Consider the following 19,432-nt stretch of genomic DNA (forward strand, 5'->3'; position numbering starts at 1 on the left):
AATGAAATTAATATTAGGATTAGTAATATTGGTACTAAGTAGCTCGGTGCTAGGGATAGATTTTGGAAAGCGAGGTGCAACATACAAGGTAGCAGAGGAAGGATTTGTCAGCATGATCAAGAATCGTTTATCGACGCTTGATTTGCAGCAACATCAAGAAGAGATGCGACGCATAGCAAAACAACAAATATTAGAGCCAGCACCTGTGCTTGGCATCAGAGCTACAAGTGAGTCAAGGGAGTTCTGGTATGATCCAAGTTTTACATTAACGGAGGATATTAAACTACCTGACGGCAAGATATTACATAAGGCAGGTACAAAAGTGAATCCATTAGATCATATGGTATTTGATCGTGAGCTAATATTCATCGATGGAAGAAGTCAGAAGCAAGTAGAGTGGCTTAAAGCACGATTAGAGGATACGCAAGCAAATAGTAAAAAGAAGACAAATGAGGAAGTCAATAACTTTGAAATGCGGATAATTCTCGTTGGAGGTAAAATCTTAGAGTTACAAGAAGATATAGGCAGAACATTATATTTTGATCAAGGCGGGGAATTAACAAATAAATTTGGTATAGAGCAAGTGCCGGCAATAGTGGTGCAAGATGGTAAGAAACTTAAGATATCTGAAATTAAAATTTAAATTAGACACAAAATAGTTGTTAGTGGCTTAGACGAAACAAAATGATACTCGCGTTAGTAGGTAAAGAGTTGATAGTACTTTACACCTACTAACACCAATAAATTAAAATTAATAATAACAAAAGGTCAAGAAAAATTAAATAAAGAAAAGCACTTAATATGAAAGACCACAAATGTTGGTTGACCTTGAAGCAAGCCGCCAAGCAATCTCTTCAAGGTCAATTGACTAAAAGTTTAATCATACTGATTATGGCTCTTTTCATGCCTTTTTCAGTATCTGCAAATATTACATGTCAGGGACGATTTGTCAATCCGATAACTGATATATGCTGGTCTTGCATATTACCTATTTCCATTGGAAGCATCAATATTGGTAAAGGTGCAGCTCCTAAAAAGAGAGATACTAAAAATCCAAGTAGTCCTATTTGTATGTGCACAAAAGATAATATTCCGACGCCTGGAATATCGATAGGTTTTTGGGAGCCGGTGCGTTTAGTAGATGTCACAAGAACGCCATATTGTTTGACTAATTTAGGTGGGGTATCTCTTGGTAGCGATAATAAGAGGATCAGTAGTTTTAATAGGAGTTATGCGGATAAGAGCTATAAGCATGATAGTTTCTATCATGTTCACTACTATGCTTATCCATTAATTTACTGGCTAGAATTAATTACCGATTTTGCGTGTTTAGAAAAAGGAAGTTTTGATGTTGCTTACATGTCGGAGTTTGATGTGACTTGGAATGATCCGAAATTACAGAGTTTATTAAATCCTGAGGCTATTTTGTTCGGTAATCCCATAGCGCAAGCGGCATGCAGTATGGACTGTGCAGCTGCAAGTCTTAAATTACCGATAGATAGTATGTTCTGGTGCGGAGGTTGTCTTGGTAATCTGTATCCTTTTAGCGGAGCAAATGCAGATCATGAGGGCGGAGTGCAATCAAGTAGTTTACTGACTTTAAGAGTTCTTGCAAAGCAGCATAGACTAGGTTTTGCTGATGTAACTTCAACAAGTAGCTCTAAAGTAAATGGACCATTATGCCGCAAGTCTAAAAATTTAAAGATTAAAAAGAGTCAGTACAAGCTACAGATGGTAAATCCGAAGGCAACGACTGGTGGTAAGGATATTGGTTGTTGGCCAGTTGGTCTTACTGATACCCTTTATAGTAGTTTTAAAGAATACCCATATAAAGGGCAAGATTTTGGTTATGTGATATGGAGAAAAAAGAATTGCTGCGGAAGTTAATATTAATAATTTTATCAGTTTTTAGTACGACCAGTTTAGGAAGTTTTTTTGTGGTATCTGAGAAGGATATTGAGTTTGCTGAAAAGATACAAGCACAAGTGCAAAAAATAGTTAATAAAGGGCTGAAGGAAAAATATCAGGAATATGAGCAAATATCTAAAAATACAGCAGCTGCTAAAAATGACAAAACCTTAGATGTAGCAGATACATATGCATTTTTAAATGATGATAACACGAGACTTAGAATTTTTGTAAGCAGTTCTATGAGTTTAAATTTACTACGTAGTTACTATAAAGAAGCTCAAAGATATGGCGGTCATTTAGTGTTTAACGGATTACCTAAGGGGAGCTTTAAAGAATTATTAAAGCTTGCACAAGAGATAGTTGAAGGTAATGACATAGGCGGTCTTGAGATTGATGATGAAGCATTTAGTTCTTTTAACGCTCAGCACGTGCCAATGATAGTACTGAGTAAAGAGGTAGATAGTTTGTTCGATGTGGCAGGTGATGTGACTCAGTACGATTCTATACAAGGAGCTGTATCAATCAAATACGCTTTAGAGGAATTTGCTACTCGCGGTGATATGAGCAAAGAAGCAAAGCAGAGGCTAGAGAGATGCGAGTAAAAACTATTTCTGTATTAATGCTGTTATGTCTCGCATTGCAAATACTGACGAATGCTGCTTTTGCTCAGTATTTAGATGAGCAGTTAGAGACTAATATTAATAAAGTCGACCCATTATTTGAGAGAAGCGTACCAAATCTAGAAGAGTTTAAAGCAAAGGTTGAGCAAGATAAAAAGGCAATATCAGAGCAAATTGGTCAGAATAAGATGCCTCCTATAGCTGATTCAGGCAAGATCGTAAATGAGAGAGCAAAATTAGAAAGTTTAGATGTATTAGAATTAGATAGCATCGCAAGAAGGGAAATGGCAAAAGATCTATTTCACAACGAGATGTTTGTGGATTTAAGTAAAGCTGGCATGCAGGCACATTTAGAGGATGCAAAGAAAATAGCAAACGGCAGCTCTAAGATGATAGGGGGTATCATAGCAAATCTTAAAGATATAGGAGTGGATTGCAAGACGGTTAAAGGAAATATCGAAAGAGATCCTGAATATTTTATGGAAATAGAACGTACGCAAGAAAGGAGCGATACAATATATGATCAGGTGTTATGCGAAGAATTAAGGAATAAATATAACTGCAGAGAGGATTTAACCCTAAAATGTTCTGAAAAGGCTATTAGGTATACAGCATGGCAACAACGGAAAGTAGAAGTCACAGAAGAAGAATTAGATCAAAAATGGGGTAAGAATTGGGTGGCTGGTAGGTATTTTGAAGACTGTTGGGAGCAGCAGAAAAACCATAGAAGATTTGCGGACTACGTAGTTGAGGACGTAACGCACATGACAGCTGGTAGTAAAGGAAGTTGGTCGTATTACACCAAAATTAGAGAATATGACCCTAATGTTCAAATAGCGTTAAAAATTTTCATTAGCAATAAGCTAGGAGTAAGCCAAGATAATATAGGACATATCACTACAGGTTATACTAGAAATAATAATCACAGATCTATCATCGCATTCTTAAGTTATCAATATCGGGATAGTTATGAGATTTGCAGCCAGTGGTACGAGGATTGGAGTGAAGTATGTATTGTAAATTAATCAGAATAATAAGTTTAGTAGCATTTCTGGCAAGTAATTATACAATTGAAGCGGCAAGGTTTGTTACTAACTATCCATGTTCTGATACAGTAAAAACTTGCATCAGTGGCGGTGAGACAAGGATGATTGATGGATTTCCTGTTTATCGTGATTGTTGGGCATATTCTTATCAAAAAACTTGTGATTATCCCAGCAAGGATGATTGTAGTAAGTATTCACACTGTTACTTTATAGAACTAAGAGACTGTTTATTAACTGATAGTTTAGGAAACTGTGTTAACAGGAAGAAGGAATATTCCTGCAAAAGATGGGTGCCTACAGCTAAAGAAAGCATTAAAGCTAGAGTTAGAGTGCAAGAAAAAGAAGGACAAGAAGGGATAATTTGCGAAGGGATACCATGTATAGACGGCAATTGCGTAGATCATAGGTTTTTAACCAATGGTGAAATGATGGATTCTATCTCTAAATTATATGCAGTAAGCCAGATGAAAGCAGGGGATGGGGTAAATATTAGTCTCTTTAAGGGCAGTAGTGATCATTGCAGTAAAAAAGCTACAAGCTACACCAATTGCTGCGGGGCTAGTTTAAAAGGTTGGGGCAGTAATTTTGGAGCAAAATGCACGCCTAATGAGCAGTTACTCATAGAGAAGAGAAAAAAGAATTTATGTGTTTATGTGGGCAAGGAGAGCAATAAAAAGGTCGGCGTTACAACTCTTGTAAAACACCATTATTGTTGCTTTGGGACACTGCTTGACAAAGTAGTACAAGTGCAAGCAAGAAAGCAACTAGGGATCAGTTTTGGTAGTGGCAAAACCCCAGATTGCCGCGGTTTAACACTCGAAGAGATACAAAGAATTAATTGGGATGAGATTGATTTTACAGAATTTATTGAAGATTTAAAAGTTAAATTCTTTTCAAAATACAAGATGCCAAAAAGTAATGATTTAAAAGAAAGAATTAATAATAGTTTGCCTGATATCAGAGAGTTCGATGGAAACGTACAAAATCAAAATAATAATGCAAGTGGATGGAGAGTAGGAGAAGAGCAATGAGATGCATCAAAACTAAGCACTTAGTCACTGTTTTACTTATTTGCATGCAAGCAAGCTTTGTATCAGCTAATGATTTCCTGCATCAAAGATATAGAGGTTGGTTATGGTTCGAAGAACGCAAGCAACAAAAAATCAATGAGGAAATACAGCAAGAATTAGAGAAAGTGCAAAAACAAGAGCAAGAAAGAGCAATAGCAAGGGCGGAGGTAGAGGCGTTTAGCAAAGAGTTAGATGACCTAAAATATATGATGATTAGATATCCTGAAAATCTTGATCATGTATATGCCTATAAAAAGAAAGAGGCCGAAATGTTAGATGCTGCATTAAAATTAGATCATTCATATAGACTTGTGAACTTACTTCATCCAAATGACATAAATCATAAAGAAAATCCAGTAAATCTTTATGGGCGTAAAATACGTCAGCAAGAAGAGCAGAAAGTGCAAGAAGAGAAAATAGCTGAGCTTGCAGATAAAATAGAATTGTTTTTTGTATTTAGTAGCGATTGTCCTTACAGCCTGCAGGCAGCACCTGTTGTAAGTCAGTTCACGCAAAAATATAAAATAGCGACTGAGGCACTTAGTACTAATGGACAAGAATCACAATATTTTAAAACACATTTTAATCAGGAGCTAGTAAATATGCTTGGAATAGAGTCAGTACCTAGTTTGATTTTAGTAACCAAAGACAGCAAGACTAGATTTGAGATAGCAAGGGGAGCTGTATCTTTTAGTGAGCTTGAAGAAAAGCTGTTGCTTGCTCATGAAATATTAAAAGATCATGAATTAAAATCAGCTCTTACATTAGAGCAAAAAGCAAATAGTAGTGAGAGATTTAAGAATGCTGAGTAAGTTTAAGTCAATACAAGTAAATATCATGAAGTATTTGATCATTTGTGCATTACTACAGTCAGCTGCAGCATATGCTGGCATTGAAACCTTAATGAAAAGTGTCATGCCATCAGGGACATTATCAAATAGTAGCAAAGCGGCTTTAATTCAGGATCAATTAGGAGGACATTTAATTGGTGGCTCTATGGTTGTAAAAACTCCCGGTATTGATGATATAACACTTGGGCACTTTACTCCGCCAACTTGCAAATTAGGTGGGCTTCCTTGTAATGCTCATTTTGACTTAAGAATGGGAGCATTTTCGTATATCAGTAGTAAAGAAATGATGGAGAGTATGAAACAGATGGCACAAAATGCATCAGTATATGGCGGTATCATGCTTGTTAAAACCATGTGTCCACAATGTGAGAATTTAATGACATGGATAGAATCAGTGGGACGCAATGTTAGTGATATATTAAATGTAAATTGTGAACGTATGATGGCACCCATTACTGGTGCTATGGATAAGTTCGCTAAATCTGCTGAGGCAAAGCGTCAGGCAGATTTATACTTAAGTGGCAAATCTAAAGATTCTGCAGAAATAGTACAGAAAGCAAAAAAAGATAGTGATTCTGATCCAGTAACACATAATCCCGAGCTTAAAACGCAGTTAGGTGAGAATTTCAATTTAGTTTGGAAAGCACTTAGTAAAACAGCATCTCAAACTGGTACTACTGAGCTTAAAGAGTTACTAATGAGTATATCAGGAACAATCGTAATACAAAAAGGTTTGCCACCAAAAATATACAGCTCTCTTGCTGAGCAAGAACTGATCGAGCAATATATGGGAGTAAGTAACAAAAGTTCAGGTCAGATTACCTTATATGTTTGTAATGAAGACAAACTTTGTTTAAATCCAACTAAGCAGCAAAAAACCTTTACAAGTAGTGAAACGCTTCATTCTAAGCTCTCAACGTTACTCGAGTCAATGACTGATAAAATCTACAAGGACAAGGATAACCCTGATTTTACTGAGGAGGAAAAGGATTTAATAGATCTCTCTAGTTTGCCGCTGATACCTAAAATAGAGATGGACCTTGCTATCTTTAAATCAAGTCAAAATATCAGTGTCAAGAGCCATGATTTTATAACGCATTTATGTTACGACGTAGTTACCTCACATCTTGCTAAATTACTTAAGAAAACCTCAGACGCGGTAGAAGAACTGTCATATGTGCAGATATCTGATACAGGAATATTTGAGCAATTTGCAAATAATGCAAGAGAAATAATGCGAAGTATCTCACGTGCAAAATCAGAAGCTTATAAGCGATATGATTTAATTAGCCAAATGAAAGCACGGCTTCGTCAAGATGAGAGTTATTTTCAAACCCAGTTTGAAGAATATGACCAAGATAGCAAATTAGCGGAATAATAAAATAAGTAACAATAAATAAAGATTAATTATTGAGATAAGAGGCAGTCATGAATTTAACGATCCACACATACGGCTATATTGATGCGATGTATAACACATTGCAAGCTATTGCCATGTTCAAGCAAAGTAATGCTTACCTATATTTAGTACAAGGAGTGTGGTTTTGCATGGGATGCTTTTATGCCGTGCAGCTAGCGGCTAGCAGCCATCTTGGGCAATTTAAATCTCATATTTATAGAGTTCTTGGGCTTTGTATCATCGTTAATGGATTGTTACTGCCATCAACTCATATGATCATTAAGGATCATATTTCCAAAGATACTGCAAAAGTAGATCATATACCGCTTGCTTTTGCTGTCCCTGTTGGAATCTTAGAAGAGTTTGGCTACATCATCACAAGAGGTTTCGAGCAAGCTTTTAGACCATTTAGTAATCAGAAATTCGATTATTTTAATTATGGTCTATTGTTTGGCCAAAGATTAAAACAGGAAGTTAAAAATGTACGTATTAAAGATCCAGTAAACGTCAATAATATGCGGCAGTTCGTTAAAAGATGCGTAGTGCTACCTGCTATGATTGGTTACAGATTTACAAAAGAGGAATTATTTGCAACAGACAATATTTGGAAGCTAGTAAAAGATAATGCCGGAGGCCTCAGACGAGTTGAGTTATTTGAGCCAAAAACTCGTAAATATGAATCAATGACTTGTAAAGAGGCGGCAGCATATCTTGAGCGACATTTATTCCCGCAAGAAGAGGAAAGAATATTAGTTAAATTCGCAAGTAGAAGCTTTAATCAAGCAAATGACAGTGGAACGTATTTCAATTATGACGGGAAAGGGCATTTAAAAAGCCCTGATTTAGAAGCAAGCTTATACATGAAACATTATTTTAAAAATAACATTAAGAAAGCTTATAGAGTAGGTAGTGCTGAAAATGTACTTAAACAACAAATGATGATTAATGCCATCTCAAACTTTAAAAGCGGATCATATGCGGTTGCAAGAGCTCGCATGCAGCATGAGAGTAGCAGCTTAATTGCGAGCGATATGGCAAGTATTTATCTACCCCTAATGCTTGTAGTATTTAAATGCATTGTCTATGGAGCATTTATATTTGTTGTACCAATGATTTTAATGAGCGGCGGCTTTACCAAATATATGACATATCTAGTCATAATTGTATCGCTGCAGCTATGGCCGGCGTTAAACGCAATCCTTAATATGATCATGGAAACTTATAGTGATTTTGCTGAAGGGTCAAGGCAGGTAATGAGTTACGCAGCAGTATCCACAATGTACAAAAAAATAGATACGATAGTAACTATCGCAGCATCTCTTCAGATGTTAGTACCATTTTTATCGTTTTGGTTAACTAAGCTTGGAGGTGACGGAATAATGCATTTAGCAGGCAATATAGTTGGAGGCGTGCAATCTGTATCAGGAGGCGTTGGATCAGAAGTTGCTACCAACAATAAAAGCTTTGATAATTACAGTAGCGGTAATCAGCAATACGGCAATACAAGTGCAAATAAAGTAGATACTAGTATGCAGTATTTCGATGGCACTAACAGAGGTCAGTATGCAGATGGTACTGGTGAGCTTATTACTCAATCAGGTGAGCAAGTATTCTCAGGTGGTAGTGGTCAAACCTCTTCTACTGGTGAAGCACGTTATGTTGCAGGTGAAGGTATAATTGCAAGTCATGAGGCAGGTATCAGAAAAGAGCAGCAATTAATGTCAGGAGAGCAAGCAAGCTTATCGACAGTACAAGAACAAATGGTCGCTCAAGAAGCTTCGGCATTGCACTCTATCATGCAAAATACCAAAACTGACACTGGCTATAACATTGATACTTCTACTGATTACGGTAAGGAATTACAAAAAACATTACAAGAGATCGATAAGTTAGACAGCTCTAATAATTATGGTTGGGAGCAGAATGCTAAAGCATATACACAAGCACAAACAAGTGCCGGATTACCAAGTGTGTTAACGGCGGGTTTATTTTCTGCTCAAGCAACAGCTGGGGGTGAATTATCAGCTATTAATAACAGCAGGCAATCTGAAGATAGTTCTAAAACTATCTCAGATGATACCGCTGCTATTGAAAAACAAGGTACATCTGAGCGTACCAATAATACTGAGAGTTTCTTAGAAAGTTTAGGCGTTGATAAAAATACGCAAGATTCAATAAGAGAATCTTATCAACAAGCTGAAAGACTAGAAAATTCCATAAGCACGCATAAGAACAACATAGATAGTCATAATCAAGGCATTAGTCATACACGCAATAACTCAGCTAACTTTGATAAAGATATGTATCAAGATGTGTTGAATGCTTATCAAAATAGATATGGAGGAACAGCAATAGAAGCCCAAAGAGAAGTAGCAGCAGGAACGTATAGAGCAAGAGCGATCTTCAGAGACATAAGCGGTGCTGCAGCACAAAGAAATTTACAAGAGATTCAAGGAGCAGGCAGTAATATAGCAAGTTCTAATAATGTAGATAATTTTGTTCAAAATCATCAGTTAGAAAATAATATTGGAAGCAAAAGAGATGAATTTGCAAGAGATAATGGTATTAGAACAGATGCAGAGGTGATAAGCGGAGAGATCACAACTAAAGGAGATAATATTAAAGCACAGCATGATACAAGATACAATGATAACCTTAGCCAGTATGATGATTCTCATCAACACATCAGTGATCAACAATATGCAAAACAGCTGCAAATTAATCAATACGAAGAAGATAGAATGGGTAAAGGAAAATTTGGTACTGTTGGTGGTTTTATAGATGGAGTAGGTAGACCATCTAGTCATAATCTAGATAGTCGTAATAAAAAGCAGTATGAGCCTAAAGAGCAGCAAGTAGTCGCTCAATATACGGACCCACATAAACCATTTGATAAAGATGAAGCACAGGCTTTAATGGATTCCGTTAGTAAAAACGAGGATAAAGGGTGATGATATGGACGAGCAATACTAACGATTACGGTTATAAATATTACCTGCATAAAGATTGCAAGATGGATCAGTTTGCCAATTAGAACTAGAGGAGTGACTAGAGCTAGTAGTCTGGGAAGTAGCACTATGGAAGTGATCAAAGTTATTAGCACTTCCCTTTACTTTTACCATGACAGACCAGACTTTACGATTAAATAAAATAGAAATAGGACAGTTTTTAAAGATGAAGAATAAAGTAGGAATACCAAATAATAATGGAACAAAAATGAGTATGCTAATAAGATCCGAGACTTTATATTTATCTAGCAAAAGACCTGTTAAAATTATTGAGCCAATTGTACTAACAATAACAAAAAAAGCCATGGGCAGATCTTTTGGTACCTTTAACTCTCGACCTTCACTATTGACAAAGATATCTTCTTTAACAAAGTTCACCTTGGAACAGGAGCGTACTATTAGCGGAACAGTAATTAATGTGATCAAGAACACTGCAAGTGCCAAGTATGAGAAACCTTGTCCTGAGTTAGCTTTAGGAGCAAGAAAGAAAGATACTAAAGTGCCAACAGACATACCAAGCCAAAAGATAAGATTCCAAAAATTATCCTTGCTGATAGGTTTTTTAAAAATACTATATTGTTTCTTGTTCTCTAGCATATCATACCTAAAAGTTAAATATCATACATATATGTTACCTTGTTTAGTACGATCATGCAAATTAATACGTTACTTTTTAGTATATTTTTTAATTACTCTAGGAGCTCAGACTTGTTTGGCATCCGATATGCCACAGCTAATACAAAAAATAGAAAAGGAGCATGCAATTCCAAGCGGATTACTTTCTGCTATTGCAAGCGTTGAGTCCGGCTTAAAACCTTATGCAATCGGGGTATCTGGTAAATCTGTTAAAGCCAGTTCTAAAGAAGAGGCAAAAGAAATCATCAAGGAGTATTTAGCCAAAGGTATCACTAATATTGATATAGGTATTATGCAGATTAACTGGCGATGGCATGCGGGGGAGTTCGATCAAAACCTTGATAATATGCTAAACCCTTCACAAAATGTTATGTACGCAGCACAGCTACTTAAATCACTACACGCAAAACATCACAGTTGGCAGAAAGCAGTCAGACACTACCATTCTGCCAAAGATGAGTATCACCGTAAATACTCAAAAGCTGTATTAGTATCATGGCTAAAACAAATCTAAAAACTAAGCTTAGCATAGTTCTCTGCACTTTCCCGCAAACTACCGATATAAAACAAAAATAAATAAGAGATAAAATAAGGTACTAAAATGTTAGATGATTACACCAGAGGCGGACAGATCTTCATCCATAAAGTAAGAATGTTTAGGCAGGTTATTGGAGTGTCATCATTTTGGTCCTTTGTTATCGCAGCATTATTAGTAATTTTTCTCACCATGCCTCAATACAAAGCAATTAATATGTTTGCCGCCAAAACATATATGCGAGCATCTTTTATAGATTTTGTTTGGGACATTACACCTAAAATATCTGAAGATTCAAAGCAGCGAGAGCCAAGGATCGATATATATGATATGTCCATAGATAGGGCATCAAGGAGTGTTAAAGTCGCAACTATCTTAAATACTCCAAAATACAAGCAATCATACATGATACTTAAACACTATATAGTTAGTACCGCGTTATTAGCGGCAGGTAGTACAGTCTTTTTAGTGTTTCTAGTATTTGTGGTATGGAGCAAGTTTGGCAAAACAGCAAGAGCAACAAAGCATATTAGCGGCAGCACCATCAAAACCGCATCAGAGGTGAAAAAATATCTCAAAAAACATAATTTAATAGGCATGTTTTACATAGGTGACATGCCTTTAATCAAGAACACAGAAACTAGGCATTTCTTAGTTACAGGTAGCACTGGTAGCGGCAAAACTAATCTTATTAATACATTGCTGCCGCAAGTAAGGACGGCAAAACATCCAGCTATTGTAGTAGATCAGACTGGGGAGATGATAGAGCGATATTATGATCCGAGTAGAGGCGATATCATCTTTAATCCATTAGATGCCCGTTCTCATTCATGGGACTTTTGGCAAGATGCGACATCTAATGTAGCAATAGGCGAGGTAGATCCAAGACTTGAGAAATTTGCTAAAGTTCTTTTTTCTTTTGATAAACGAAGTACTGGAAGCGGCAATGATCAGTTTTGGCAAAATAGCAGTGAGATACTATTTATCTCATGTGTTGAGAGTTTAATCAAGAAAGATTGTCGCACTATTACATCTCTTAAAAAGATACTTACTAAAGTAAATAGGCAAGATTTAGCAAGTTTACTACAAGGAACAAGAGCAGCTAGGTATTTTTCAAAACAAAATACTACCACCGCAGAATCTATTTTATCTGTTATGACTACAGGCGTTAGACCAATTTGTTTATTGCAAGATAGCAAACAGCAATTTTCTTTAAAGCAGTATTTTTACAATATTGAAAAAGGTAGTAATAGCTGGCTTTTCTTAGCAAGTAGTCCGTCACAGCGAGAAGTAACTCTACCGCTTCTTGCCTGCATCTTAGAGCTTGCAGTCTCTTATTTAATTGAATCAGGTATTAATGAGCAAAGACGTATGTGGTTTGTGATTGATGAGCTTGCAAGTCTTGGAAGACTCAACTCGCTCTCTTCACTTCTTGCAGAAAGTAGAAAATATGGTGGATGCGTGATGGCAGCAACTCAGTCTTTAAACCAACTCTTTGATAAATATGGTCATTATGCAGGTAGTACTTTATTTGATCAGTTTGCTACTAAATTCATGTTTAGAAGTACCGATCCAAGTACCGCTCGTTTAATTACTGATATCTTTGGCAATGTTGAATACGCATCGCAGCAAAAAAATACCTCATATGGAGCACACGAACATAGAGATGGAGTTTCATACACGGAGCAAGAAAAAAGGAAATCCTTAATTACAACAAATGATATAGCAAGTCTTAAGGACCTTGAATGTTTTGTAGGTCTTCCCGATCCGCAAATACGGATAACAAAGCTACAACTTTCTCCAGCACAGGTAGAACACAAAAACAAAGGCTACGTTCCTTTGTCTTTATCTGAAGAAGCGGCATTAGAGCAAGCATTAAAAGAAAAAGTACAAAGCCATGATGTGGATACTGACAACACTCAACTAGGTTCTATGGCAAGTACAGGTCACGACATTAATGATGATATTAATGAAATATCTGATGCAGAGTCAGAAGCAGAACTAGAACATACGCAACCAAGTGACATAGCCTTAAAATTAACCTGAAGCTTCAATATTAACACTAAAAATGAGGAATAAATATGAAAAAAGAATCAAATAATCAAAACCAAGATTTAGAAGATAAACAAAATATAGTAGCGGTAGAAGAAAATACCCTGAATACAGAGAAGACTAAGAGCTCAGAATCGGAGACAATGAGAAATGACAGCGCATTAACAAAATTAATACAGCAGATGCATTTCACGGCGAAGTTAATCACAGAGAAAGAAAAACATTTAAATCAGACATTAAATAAACTGTCAGAAGCATTTAAACAAATAGTCGAACAATCTACATCTGATTTAAATAATATTAATAGTTCTTTCCGAGAAAATATTCAGAAGCAGGCAAAACAGTATGAAATATTAAAGACAGAAGTAGGTGTATTAACATTGTTGCCAGAAAAAACAAAAGAAGCAATAACAAATATCATACCAGACGTTGCAAAAGAACTAGACAAAATCCAAAGGGAATATACAAAATCATTACATGATTCATATAGTACTATTATTAGTGGTTACGCAGAGGGAATACATAAATACAAAGCAGAAATAGAACAAGTAAGCCACGGTGTAACATCTCATATCACAAAACATATGAGTTCAGTAGATCAAAAATTAGATGAATATAGTAAAAAACTATCTGCTAGTGCGGCCTATGTTGTTGAGTGCAGCAATTATAGTTTTTTAAAGAATATGTGCCTAGTGGTATTATTTTCAGCCATAGTAGCAGGAGGTACTGCATATTTAGTGATCACCAGATTCCCAAGATATTTGACTATCACAGGAGCAAATGACGTTACAATACAAGATTGTAATGTCAGTGTTTTAGGAAAAGCTAAAGATCCTGATAATTTGATGGACAAAATGACAAAAAAGAAATAGATTAGAGTCTTTTTGTCATTGCTAAAGTAAAAGGGACCAGTAAATTACGTGAAAAAGGACTAGTGTTAAGGTGTAAAACTCTACACTTGATCTGACAGACAGTGATTGATTAAGCAGCAAAATTGCTGTCAGATAAGTAAGAATTAATAGACTTATCCTGAGCAATTTTCATGCTATCCTTGAAAGTTTGCATAGGAGTTTTACCATAACAAAACTTTCCAGAATGAGGTCTAGTATTGTTATATTTGCTTAAATATTGATCTAAGTCAATCTGTAACTCCTCTAATGATCTATAAATCTTTTTACGGAAAGCTATATCATAAAACTCATCTTTTAAAGTTCTGTGTAATCTTTCGCATATTCCATTAGTTTGAGGAGAACGTGCTTTAGTTTTAGTATGATCAATATTTTCTATAGCCAAATATAACTCAAAAGCATGATGTTCTACCTTGCCACAATACTCTGTTCCTCTATCTGTAAGGATTCTAAGTAGTGGTATATCATGATTATTAAAGAAAGGTATTACCTTATCATTTAAAATATCAGCAGATGTTATTGCAGACTTATCAGTATAGAGTTTGCAAATAGCCACTCTAGAATAAGTGTCAATAAAGGTTTGTTGGTATATTCTACCTACTCCTTTCATATTACCGACATAGTAGGTGTCTTGTGCACCAAGATAACCAGGATGCTGAGTATCGATTTCTCCATGAGCCTCTTTAATTTGTTTTGCTTTTTCTAAAGCAGCTAACTGCTCTTCTGTCAATAAGATATAGCTTATTTCACTAAGGTCCTTACATGGGGGTAATGTTTAATATGGCATATAATAAGGCATCCCACAAATTTAGTGTCAGTATCTTAATGGATTAAGCTATACCGTCCTGTGCAGATTTAGCTTCTAAAGCTTTGAGTCGTTTCTTTAGAGTCTCAAGATCATTACGTAGCCAGATAGAACGTACACCACTAGATGACACTATAATACCTTGCTGCATTAGTGCTTGGCTCGCACGAAGCTGACCAAGAGCAGGATTTTCTATAGCAAGATTTATGACTGCTTGTTCTATATGTTCTGATACACGATTCTTTACTATAGGTTTTTTACGACTCATATCCACAAGAGCTGCTTCTCCGCCCATCTCATATAGTTCCTTGAAACGGTAAAAGCTATCTCTTGAATAGCCCATTACTTTGCACGCTGTGCTTACACTACCAAGTTGTTTCGCAAGTTCTAATAATCCTAATTTTGGTTTGATTACTTTTTGATCATAATTTGACATATTATTCCTGTTAATTAAGTTTTGATAATTAGTTCATGTATATGATTACTCACTTCTTAGCTTCATACATACACATAAACTATTTTAATTTCAATCTCAATATGTCAGATCAAATCTGAAGGTTTACAGTTAAGGTAGCTGCGATGAGCCGCCACATTCTAGTGTGAAGTTTTAACATTTAAGTTCCTACAAGAATATTGTTGACACTTTTTGACGTATATATTAAAAGATATGGTTTATAAATATTTAATTGTTGGTAGTATTATTTATAAATAGTACCGACATTAATTGTTCTAGGAACATACAAAATAATATATGTCAAATTTACTATCACTACACCTTCAGTTAAGGAACTTGCGCTGTGACGCCAAAATAGCGTATCAACGCTAATTTAGGATAAGGGAATCTAGGAATAGCCTTGTATACAGCATATAGATAGGGTTTATTAGTTTCTTACTAGTTTAAATTATTACTTTTTTGTGTAATATATCGTTTTATAACAAAAAATAAATGACTAATGCCTTGTATCGCCTGTAAGTATCAGGTTTTTATTGCTCTCTTATCCTAAACTGGCGTTATCAATACTTTTTATAAACACGCAAAAACCACAGACCTTGCCCTGTGGAGCGTTCACCGCCTTGGATATAAGGCTTGTATAGTTTTGGCAGACGTACTAGTAAATATTGGTCTCTTAAAAAATATTTAGAAAAAAGATATTCGGAAAAAAATACGATTCCCCACTAGAACCCCTAATACATAATTTTTATTAAATGTAAGATCAAATGTCAACTAATACATCTATAAGCTCATAGTCATTGTATGTTCTAATGTCATTTCTTTAACTTCTGCTTTAACCTTAGTGAAGGTTTTGGCTATTTGCTTCTCATCTATAAAGTCTGGTATATTATTCTGCATTTCATGCTTCATATATTTAAGCGGACATGTATATTTCTTAGTTCCTACCATTACATGCTCATCTTCTAATAGCTGCTTAATATTCTCATTATGATGATCTATATAATGCTGCTGACATGTTTTACTTAAATTATTAAGAACATTTTGACTATCAGAAGAGTTAAATTTATTTAGTATCTCTTGGTCATTTAATATACCATGTTTCTTAGCATATACTACCATATTATGCATATTTGTAATTAGCGTGTCTTGCTCTATGGTCTTAGCATTTGAAATAGCAGATAATATACTGTTATTATACTTCTCTGCATATTTAAGATTGCCATCAAGAGACTTAAAGAACTCGTGTTCACGGCTAATTACAGTTAACATTTCATCAGTAGTGTTAGCATTTTCTTTCTCCTGCTGAATCACCTGATGCTGAGTTTCTAACTGATGACGTTCGAAATTACTATCAAAGCGCTTATATGTTGCTGCTAAGTCCTTGCTACTTTTAAGCTCTTCTAATATATCTTGCGTACTAAGCACCTCATGCTGCTCTACTACTGCTACTACATCTTTTAATTTAGGTAATAATGCACTCTCTTCATGCTCTATAGCCTGCTGTGAGTAATTAATATACTGATCATTGGTCTGTCTGTATTGAATATTCCCATCAAGAGACTTAAAAAACTCATGCTCACGAGTAATTGCATTTAACATTTCATCGGTAGTCTTAGCATTTACTTTATCTTGCCTAATCTGCTGATGCTGAGTTTCTAACTGGTGACGCTCTAAACTACTATCAAAGTTCTGATATGTCTCTTCTAAGTCTTTATTACCTTTAAGTGCCGCTAATATATCTGAAGTAGCGAAGACTTTATTACGCTCTACTGCTGCTACCACATCTTTGAGCTTAGGAATAATTTGTTTTTCTTGGTGCTTCAGAGCTTGCTCCGCTAACTCTTGGAATTGGCTATTAAATATTTCATATTTGATATTACCATTCAGGGCTACAAAAAACTTCTGATCTTTTTCTAAAGCTGCAAACACATCAGATACTGTATTGGATACTAAGATCTCATGCTTAATTTGTTCTTGATGCAGTTTAAACTTTTCACGCTCCAATTTACTTGCAACATTATCGTTCTCTATGTCTCTCTGAAGCTCTGCACGACGCTCTAGTATTGCCAGAGATTCATTTAGATGAGCTCTGGTTCTTTCGCTCCACACCTTACAACCGCAGAACTGCTCATAGCAATTTGTAGCTATTTTAGCTTTGTCGTGATTATCGATATTATGCTCGCTTTTACCTCTGCCACTTGACGCCTTGTAGCTATTAACATTATTATAAATTGCACCTGCTATCTCTTTGTGGTGACTATCCGGCAAATCATGGATATTCATGCTAAGCTGTGCTGAATGCAGAATAGATACATCACGAACGATATCTTTGTACAGGGTTACTTTGCCGTGTGATTCACCATAGTTTTTAACCATCAGTTCCAAATGATCTCTGTATACTGCATGAGTACCAGCTATTCCGCCATAATCTAACGCTTTTTTCTCGTATAGACTTTGAGCATCATCTATTAACTTGGTTTTTGCCTCTATTGTTACTGTATCAGTTGATATATCAGCAGTATTATTACTATTGCCTAAGCTTTTGATATTCTCACTTAAACGCTCATCACGAGTTGCAAGGCTCGTTAATAGATCTTGATACATTGGTGAGTCATATTTTAAATAATCATGTGCTACTCCTCCTTTACCTGTTGCCTCTAAATATTTAACGTAATTGCTCGCCTCTTCTGAACGAAAGAAAGTAGCAGCTTTATACTCATTAGCCGCTAAGTTTGTGATTTGCTCACCTCCAACAATCTTGCCTTTGAATACCTCCTGCCAAATATTACGCTCAACTAACTGCTGCGAAGCATCTGAAGCGTTAGTACTCTGTAACACGCTTTGTATTTGATTTAAGTCTAAATGAGCAGCTCTTACATTTTCTATAGCCTCTTTAACATTTGAGGTGGTCATACCTTCAGGTAATCTATCTGCCAAGTCCCACTTCTCAGGCAACAAGTCCTTGTGAACACCACCATTAAACTTCAATGTCGTTGGATCAACTACACTTACAAATCCTATATGATCATTTGCTTTGTTAATCTTGTCCTTTATCACCTCTGCAGCTTTAAAGCCCGCCTTGTCATTATCGGGCCATATTATTACATCCCGCCACTGAAGCTGATTCCAGTTTACTTTATCAGCAGCATTACTGCCTCCCATCCATGATACTACTGAGTAATCAGGAAGTATTTTAGCAGCAGCTATTGCGACTTTCTCACCCTCTACTATCAATATAGGCTTACTGCTGAGAGCAGCCTTCTCTATGCCAAAGATAGGCTTATCGCCTTTGTCAGTAAATCCTTTAAGACGCCAAGCTTGCTCGTCTTTTGCAGCATTGTAACAATAGGTGACAGGTAGTGTTTGTTTTTTGCCGTTTTCCTTGCTCACAAACCGTACTACATGGCCAAGTAACTTGTCGTTAGCATCTTTGTAAGCGTATACTGCCTCTAATATATTATGCTGCATCATACCTTTTAGATGCTTGTATGGATCAAAGATATCAGCATTATTGATTTTATCTTGAGCAACTATCCACTCATTTGCTTGCTTCTGCTGTGTTTGTTCTTGCATCTTCTCTTTATTAGCTCTGCTACTTGCAACGTGAGCACGATAATCGTAACTGCTTGATTCAGCACGAATGCCAGAAAGCTCAGCAACAATCTCAAGTGATTGACGTTTGCTAACGCACGCCCCTTCTGCTACAAAACCAAATATGTTACCCTTCTTCCCGCTGCTGTGGCGTATCCATGTACCTTTACTTAGATTCATGCTAAGGCTACCCATACTGATCTCAGAGCCACTTCTCTTTATAGTGCCTAGGCTCCCTCTAATAGATGAAGCATAGTCCTTAAATATTCTCTCTATATCGCTACTGGTTAGAGCGTCCTGTACATCTTTAAATCTTAAAGATGGTACTTTGGTACGTTCTTTTCTGCGATTACTACTATTACTGCGAGTAGTACTATGCACCTTAACAGCTTTCTCTTGATTCTCTGCGGCTTGCTGCTCCTGCTCTTTAGAATATGCTTGATACTCATCTTGATATTCTTCATCAATAGCATTTAGTCTTGTATATTTCTCGTTCTGACTGTTGTAGTACTCACATATTAAATCTTGGACTTCATCACTCTCGAT

General features: G+C 36.0%; 13 protein-coding genes and 1 pseudogene. 11 read left to right on the forward strand and 3 right to left on the reverse strand.

Features of this window, described 5'->3' with window-relative positions; translation table 11 throughout:
- Position 1: 1 nt before the first annotated feature.
- The 8 genes from REIS_RS10010 to REIS_RS10045 all read left to right on the forward strand — a co-directional run bounded on the left by REIS_RS10010 (position 2) and on the right by REIS_RS10045 (position 9,848).
- Positions 2 to 643, forward strand: coding sequence for a conjugal transfer protein TraW (locus REIS_RS10010; protein WP_008581570.1), 642 nt, complete (start codon positions 2 to 4; stop codon positions 641 to 643).
- Positions 644 to 801: 158 nt separating this feature from the next.
- A complete protein-coding gene (traU, locus tag REIS_RS10015) occupies positions 802 to 1,887 on the forward strand; it encodes a conjugal transfer pilus assembly protein TraU (RefSeq protein WP_008581572.1) in 1,086 nt (361 codons plus the stop codon).
- A complete protein-coding gene (gene trbC, locus REIS_RS10020) occupies positions 1,857 to 2,513 on the forward strand; it encodes a type-F conjugative transfer system pilin assembly protein TrbC (RefSeq protein WP_008581574.1) in 657 nt (218 codons plus the stop codon). Before traU ends, trbC begins: the two co-directional genes overlap by 31 nt.
- Positions 2,504 to 3,556: a hypothetical protein gene (locus tag REIS_RS10025; protein ID WP_008581576.1), complete on the forward strand. Its 1,053-nt coding sequence runs from the start codon at positions 2,504 to 2,506 to the stop codon at positions 3,554 to 3,556. The genes trbC and REIS_RS10025 overlap by 10 nt, the downstream gene beginning before the upstream one ends.
- The gene (traN, locus tag REIS_RS10030; RefSeq protein WP_008581578.1) at positions 3,541 to 4,608 is read left to right on the forward strand and encodes a conjugal transfer protein TraN; all 1,068 of its coding nucleotides are present in this window, start codon (positions 3,541 to 3,543) and stop codon (positions 4,606 to 4,608) included. Before REIS_RS10025 ends, traN begins: the two co-directional genes overlap by 16 nt.
- Positions 4,605 to 5,459, forward strand: a complete 855-nt coding sequence (traF, locus tag REIS_RS10035; RefSeq protein WP_008581579.1) for a conjugal transfer protein TraF — start codon at positions 4,605 to 4,607, stop codon at positions 5,457 to 5,459. Before traN ends, traF begins: the two co-directional genes overlap by 4 nt.
- The gene (locus tag REIS_RS10040) at positions 5,434 to 6,876 is read left to right on the forward strand and encodes a conjugal transfer protein TraH (protein ID WP_160143011.1); all 1,443 of its coding nucleotides are present in this window, start codon (positions 5,434 to 5,436) and stop codon (positions 6,874 to 6,876) included. Before traF ends, REIS_RS10040 begins: the two co-directional genes overlap by 26 nt.
- Before the next feature lie 50 nt (positions 6,877 to 6,926).
- The gene (locus REIS_RS10045; RefSeq protein ID WP_008581583.1) at positions 6,927 to 9,848 is read left to right on the forward strand and encodes a conjugal transfer protein TraG N-terminal domain-containing protein; all 2,922 of its coding nucleotides are present in this window, start codon (positions 6,927 to 6,929) and stop codon (positions 9,846 to 9,848) included.
- An 18-nt stretch (positions 9,849 to 9,866) separates the two neighbouring features.
- Here the strand turns inward: REIS_RS10045 and REIS_RS10050 are convergent, their stop codons facing one another.
- The gene (locus tag REIS_RS10050) at positions 9,867 to 10,502 is read right to left on the reverse strand and encodes a hypothetical protein (protein ID WP_008581585.1); all 636 of its coding nucleotides are present in this window, start codon (positions 10,500 to 10,502) and stop codon (positions 9,867 to 9,869) included.
- Between the two features lie 127 nt (positions 10,503 to 10,629).
- On the opposite strand from REIS_RS10050, the gene REIS_RS11560 reads away from it, so the two are divergent.
- The 3 genes from REIS_RS11560 to REIS_RS16170 all read left to right on the forward strand — a co-directional run bounded on the left by REIS_RS11560 (position 10,630) and on the right by REIS_RS16170 (position 14,000).
- The gene (locus REIS_RS11560; protein WP_008581586.1) at positions 10,630 to 11,055 is read left to right on the forward strand and encodes a transglycosylase SLT domain-containing protein; all 426 of its coding nucleotides are present in this window, start codon (positions 10,630 to 10,632) and stop codon (positions 11,053 to 11,055) included.
- Between the two features lie 87 nt (positions 11,056 to 11,142).
- Positions 11,143 to 13,122, forward strand: coding sequence for a type IV secretion system DNA-binding domain-containing protein (locus tag REIS_RS10060; protein WP_008581588.1), 1,980 nt, complete (start codon positions 11,143 to 11,145; stop codon positions 13,120 to 13,122).
- Positions 13,123 to 13,157: 35 nt separating this feature from the next.
- Entirely contained in the window at positions 13,158 to 14,000 is an 843-nt protein-coding gene (locus REIS_RS16170; protein ID WP_008581590.1) for a hypothetical protein, read from the forward strand.
- Between the two features lie 109 nt (positions 14,001 to 14,109).
- Here REIS_RS16170 and REIS_RS17625 read toward each other — a convergent pair.
- A pseudogene (locus REIS_RS17625) lies at positions 14,110 to 15,277 on the reverse strand (helix-turn-helix domain-containing protein).
- A gap of 798 nt (positions 15,278 to 16,075) precedes the next feature.
- A partial coding sequence (locus REIS_RS16175) for a toprim domain-containing protein (RefSeq protein WP_241760973.1) occupies positions 16,076 to 19,432 on the reverse strand: 3,357 nt, incomplete at its 5' end.

It is taken from the genome of Rickettsia endosymbiont of Ixodes scapularis, assembly GCF_000160735.1.
GTDB lineage: Bacteria > Pseudomonadota > Alphaproteobacteria > Rickettsiales > Rickettsiaceae > Rickettsia > Rickettsia tamurae.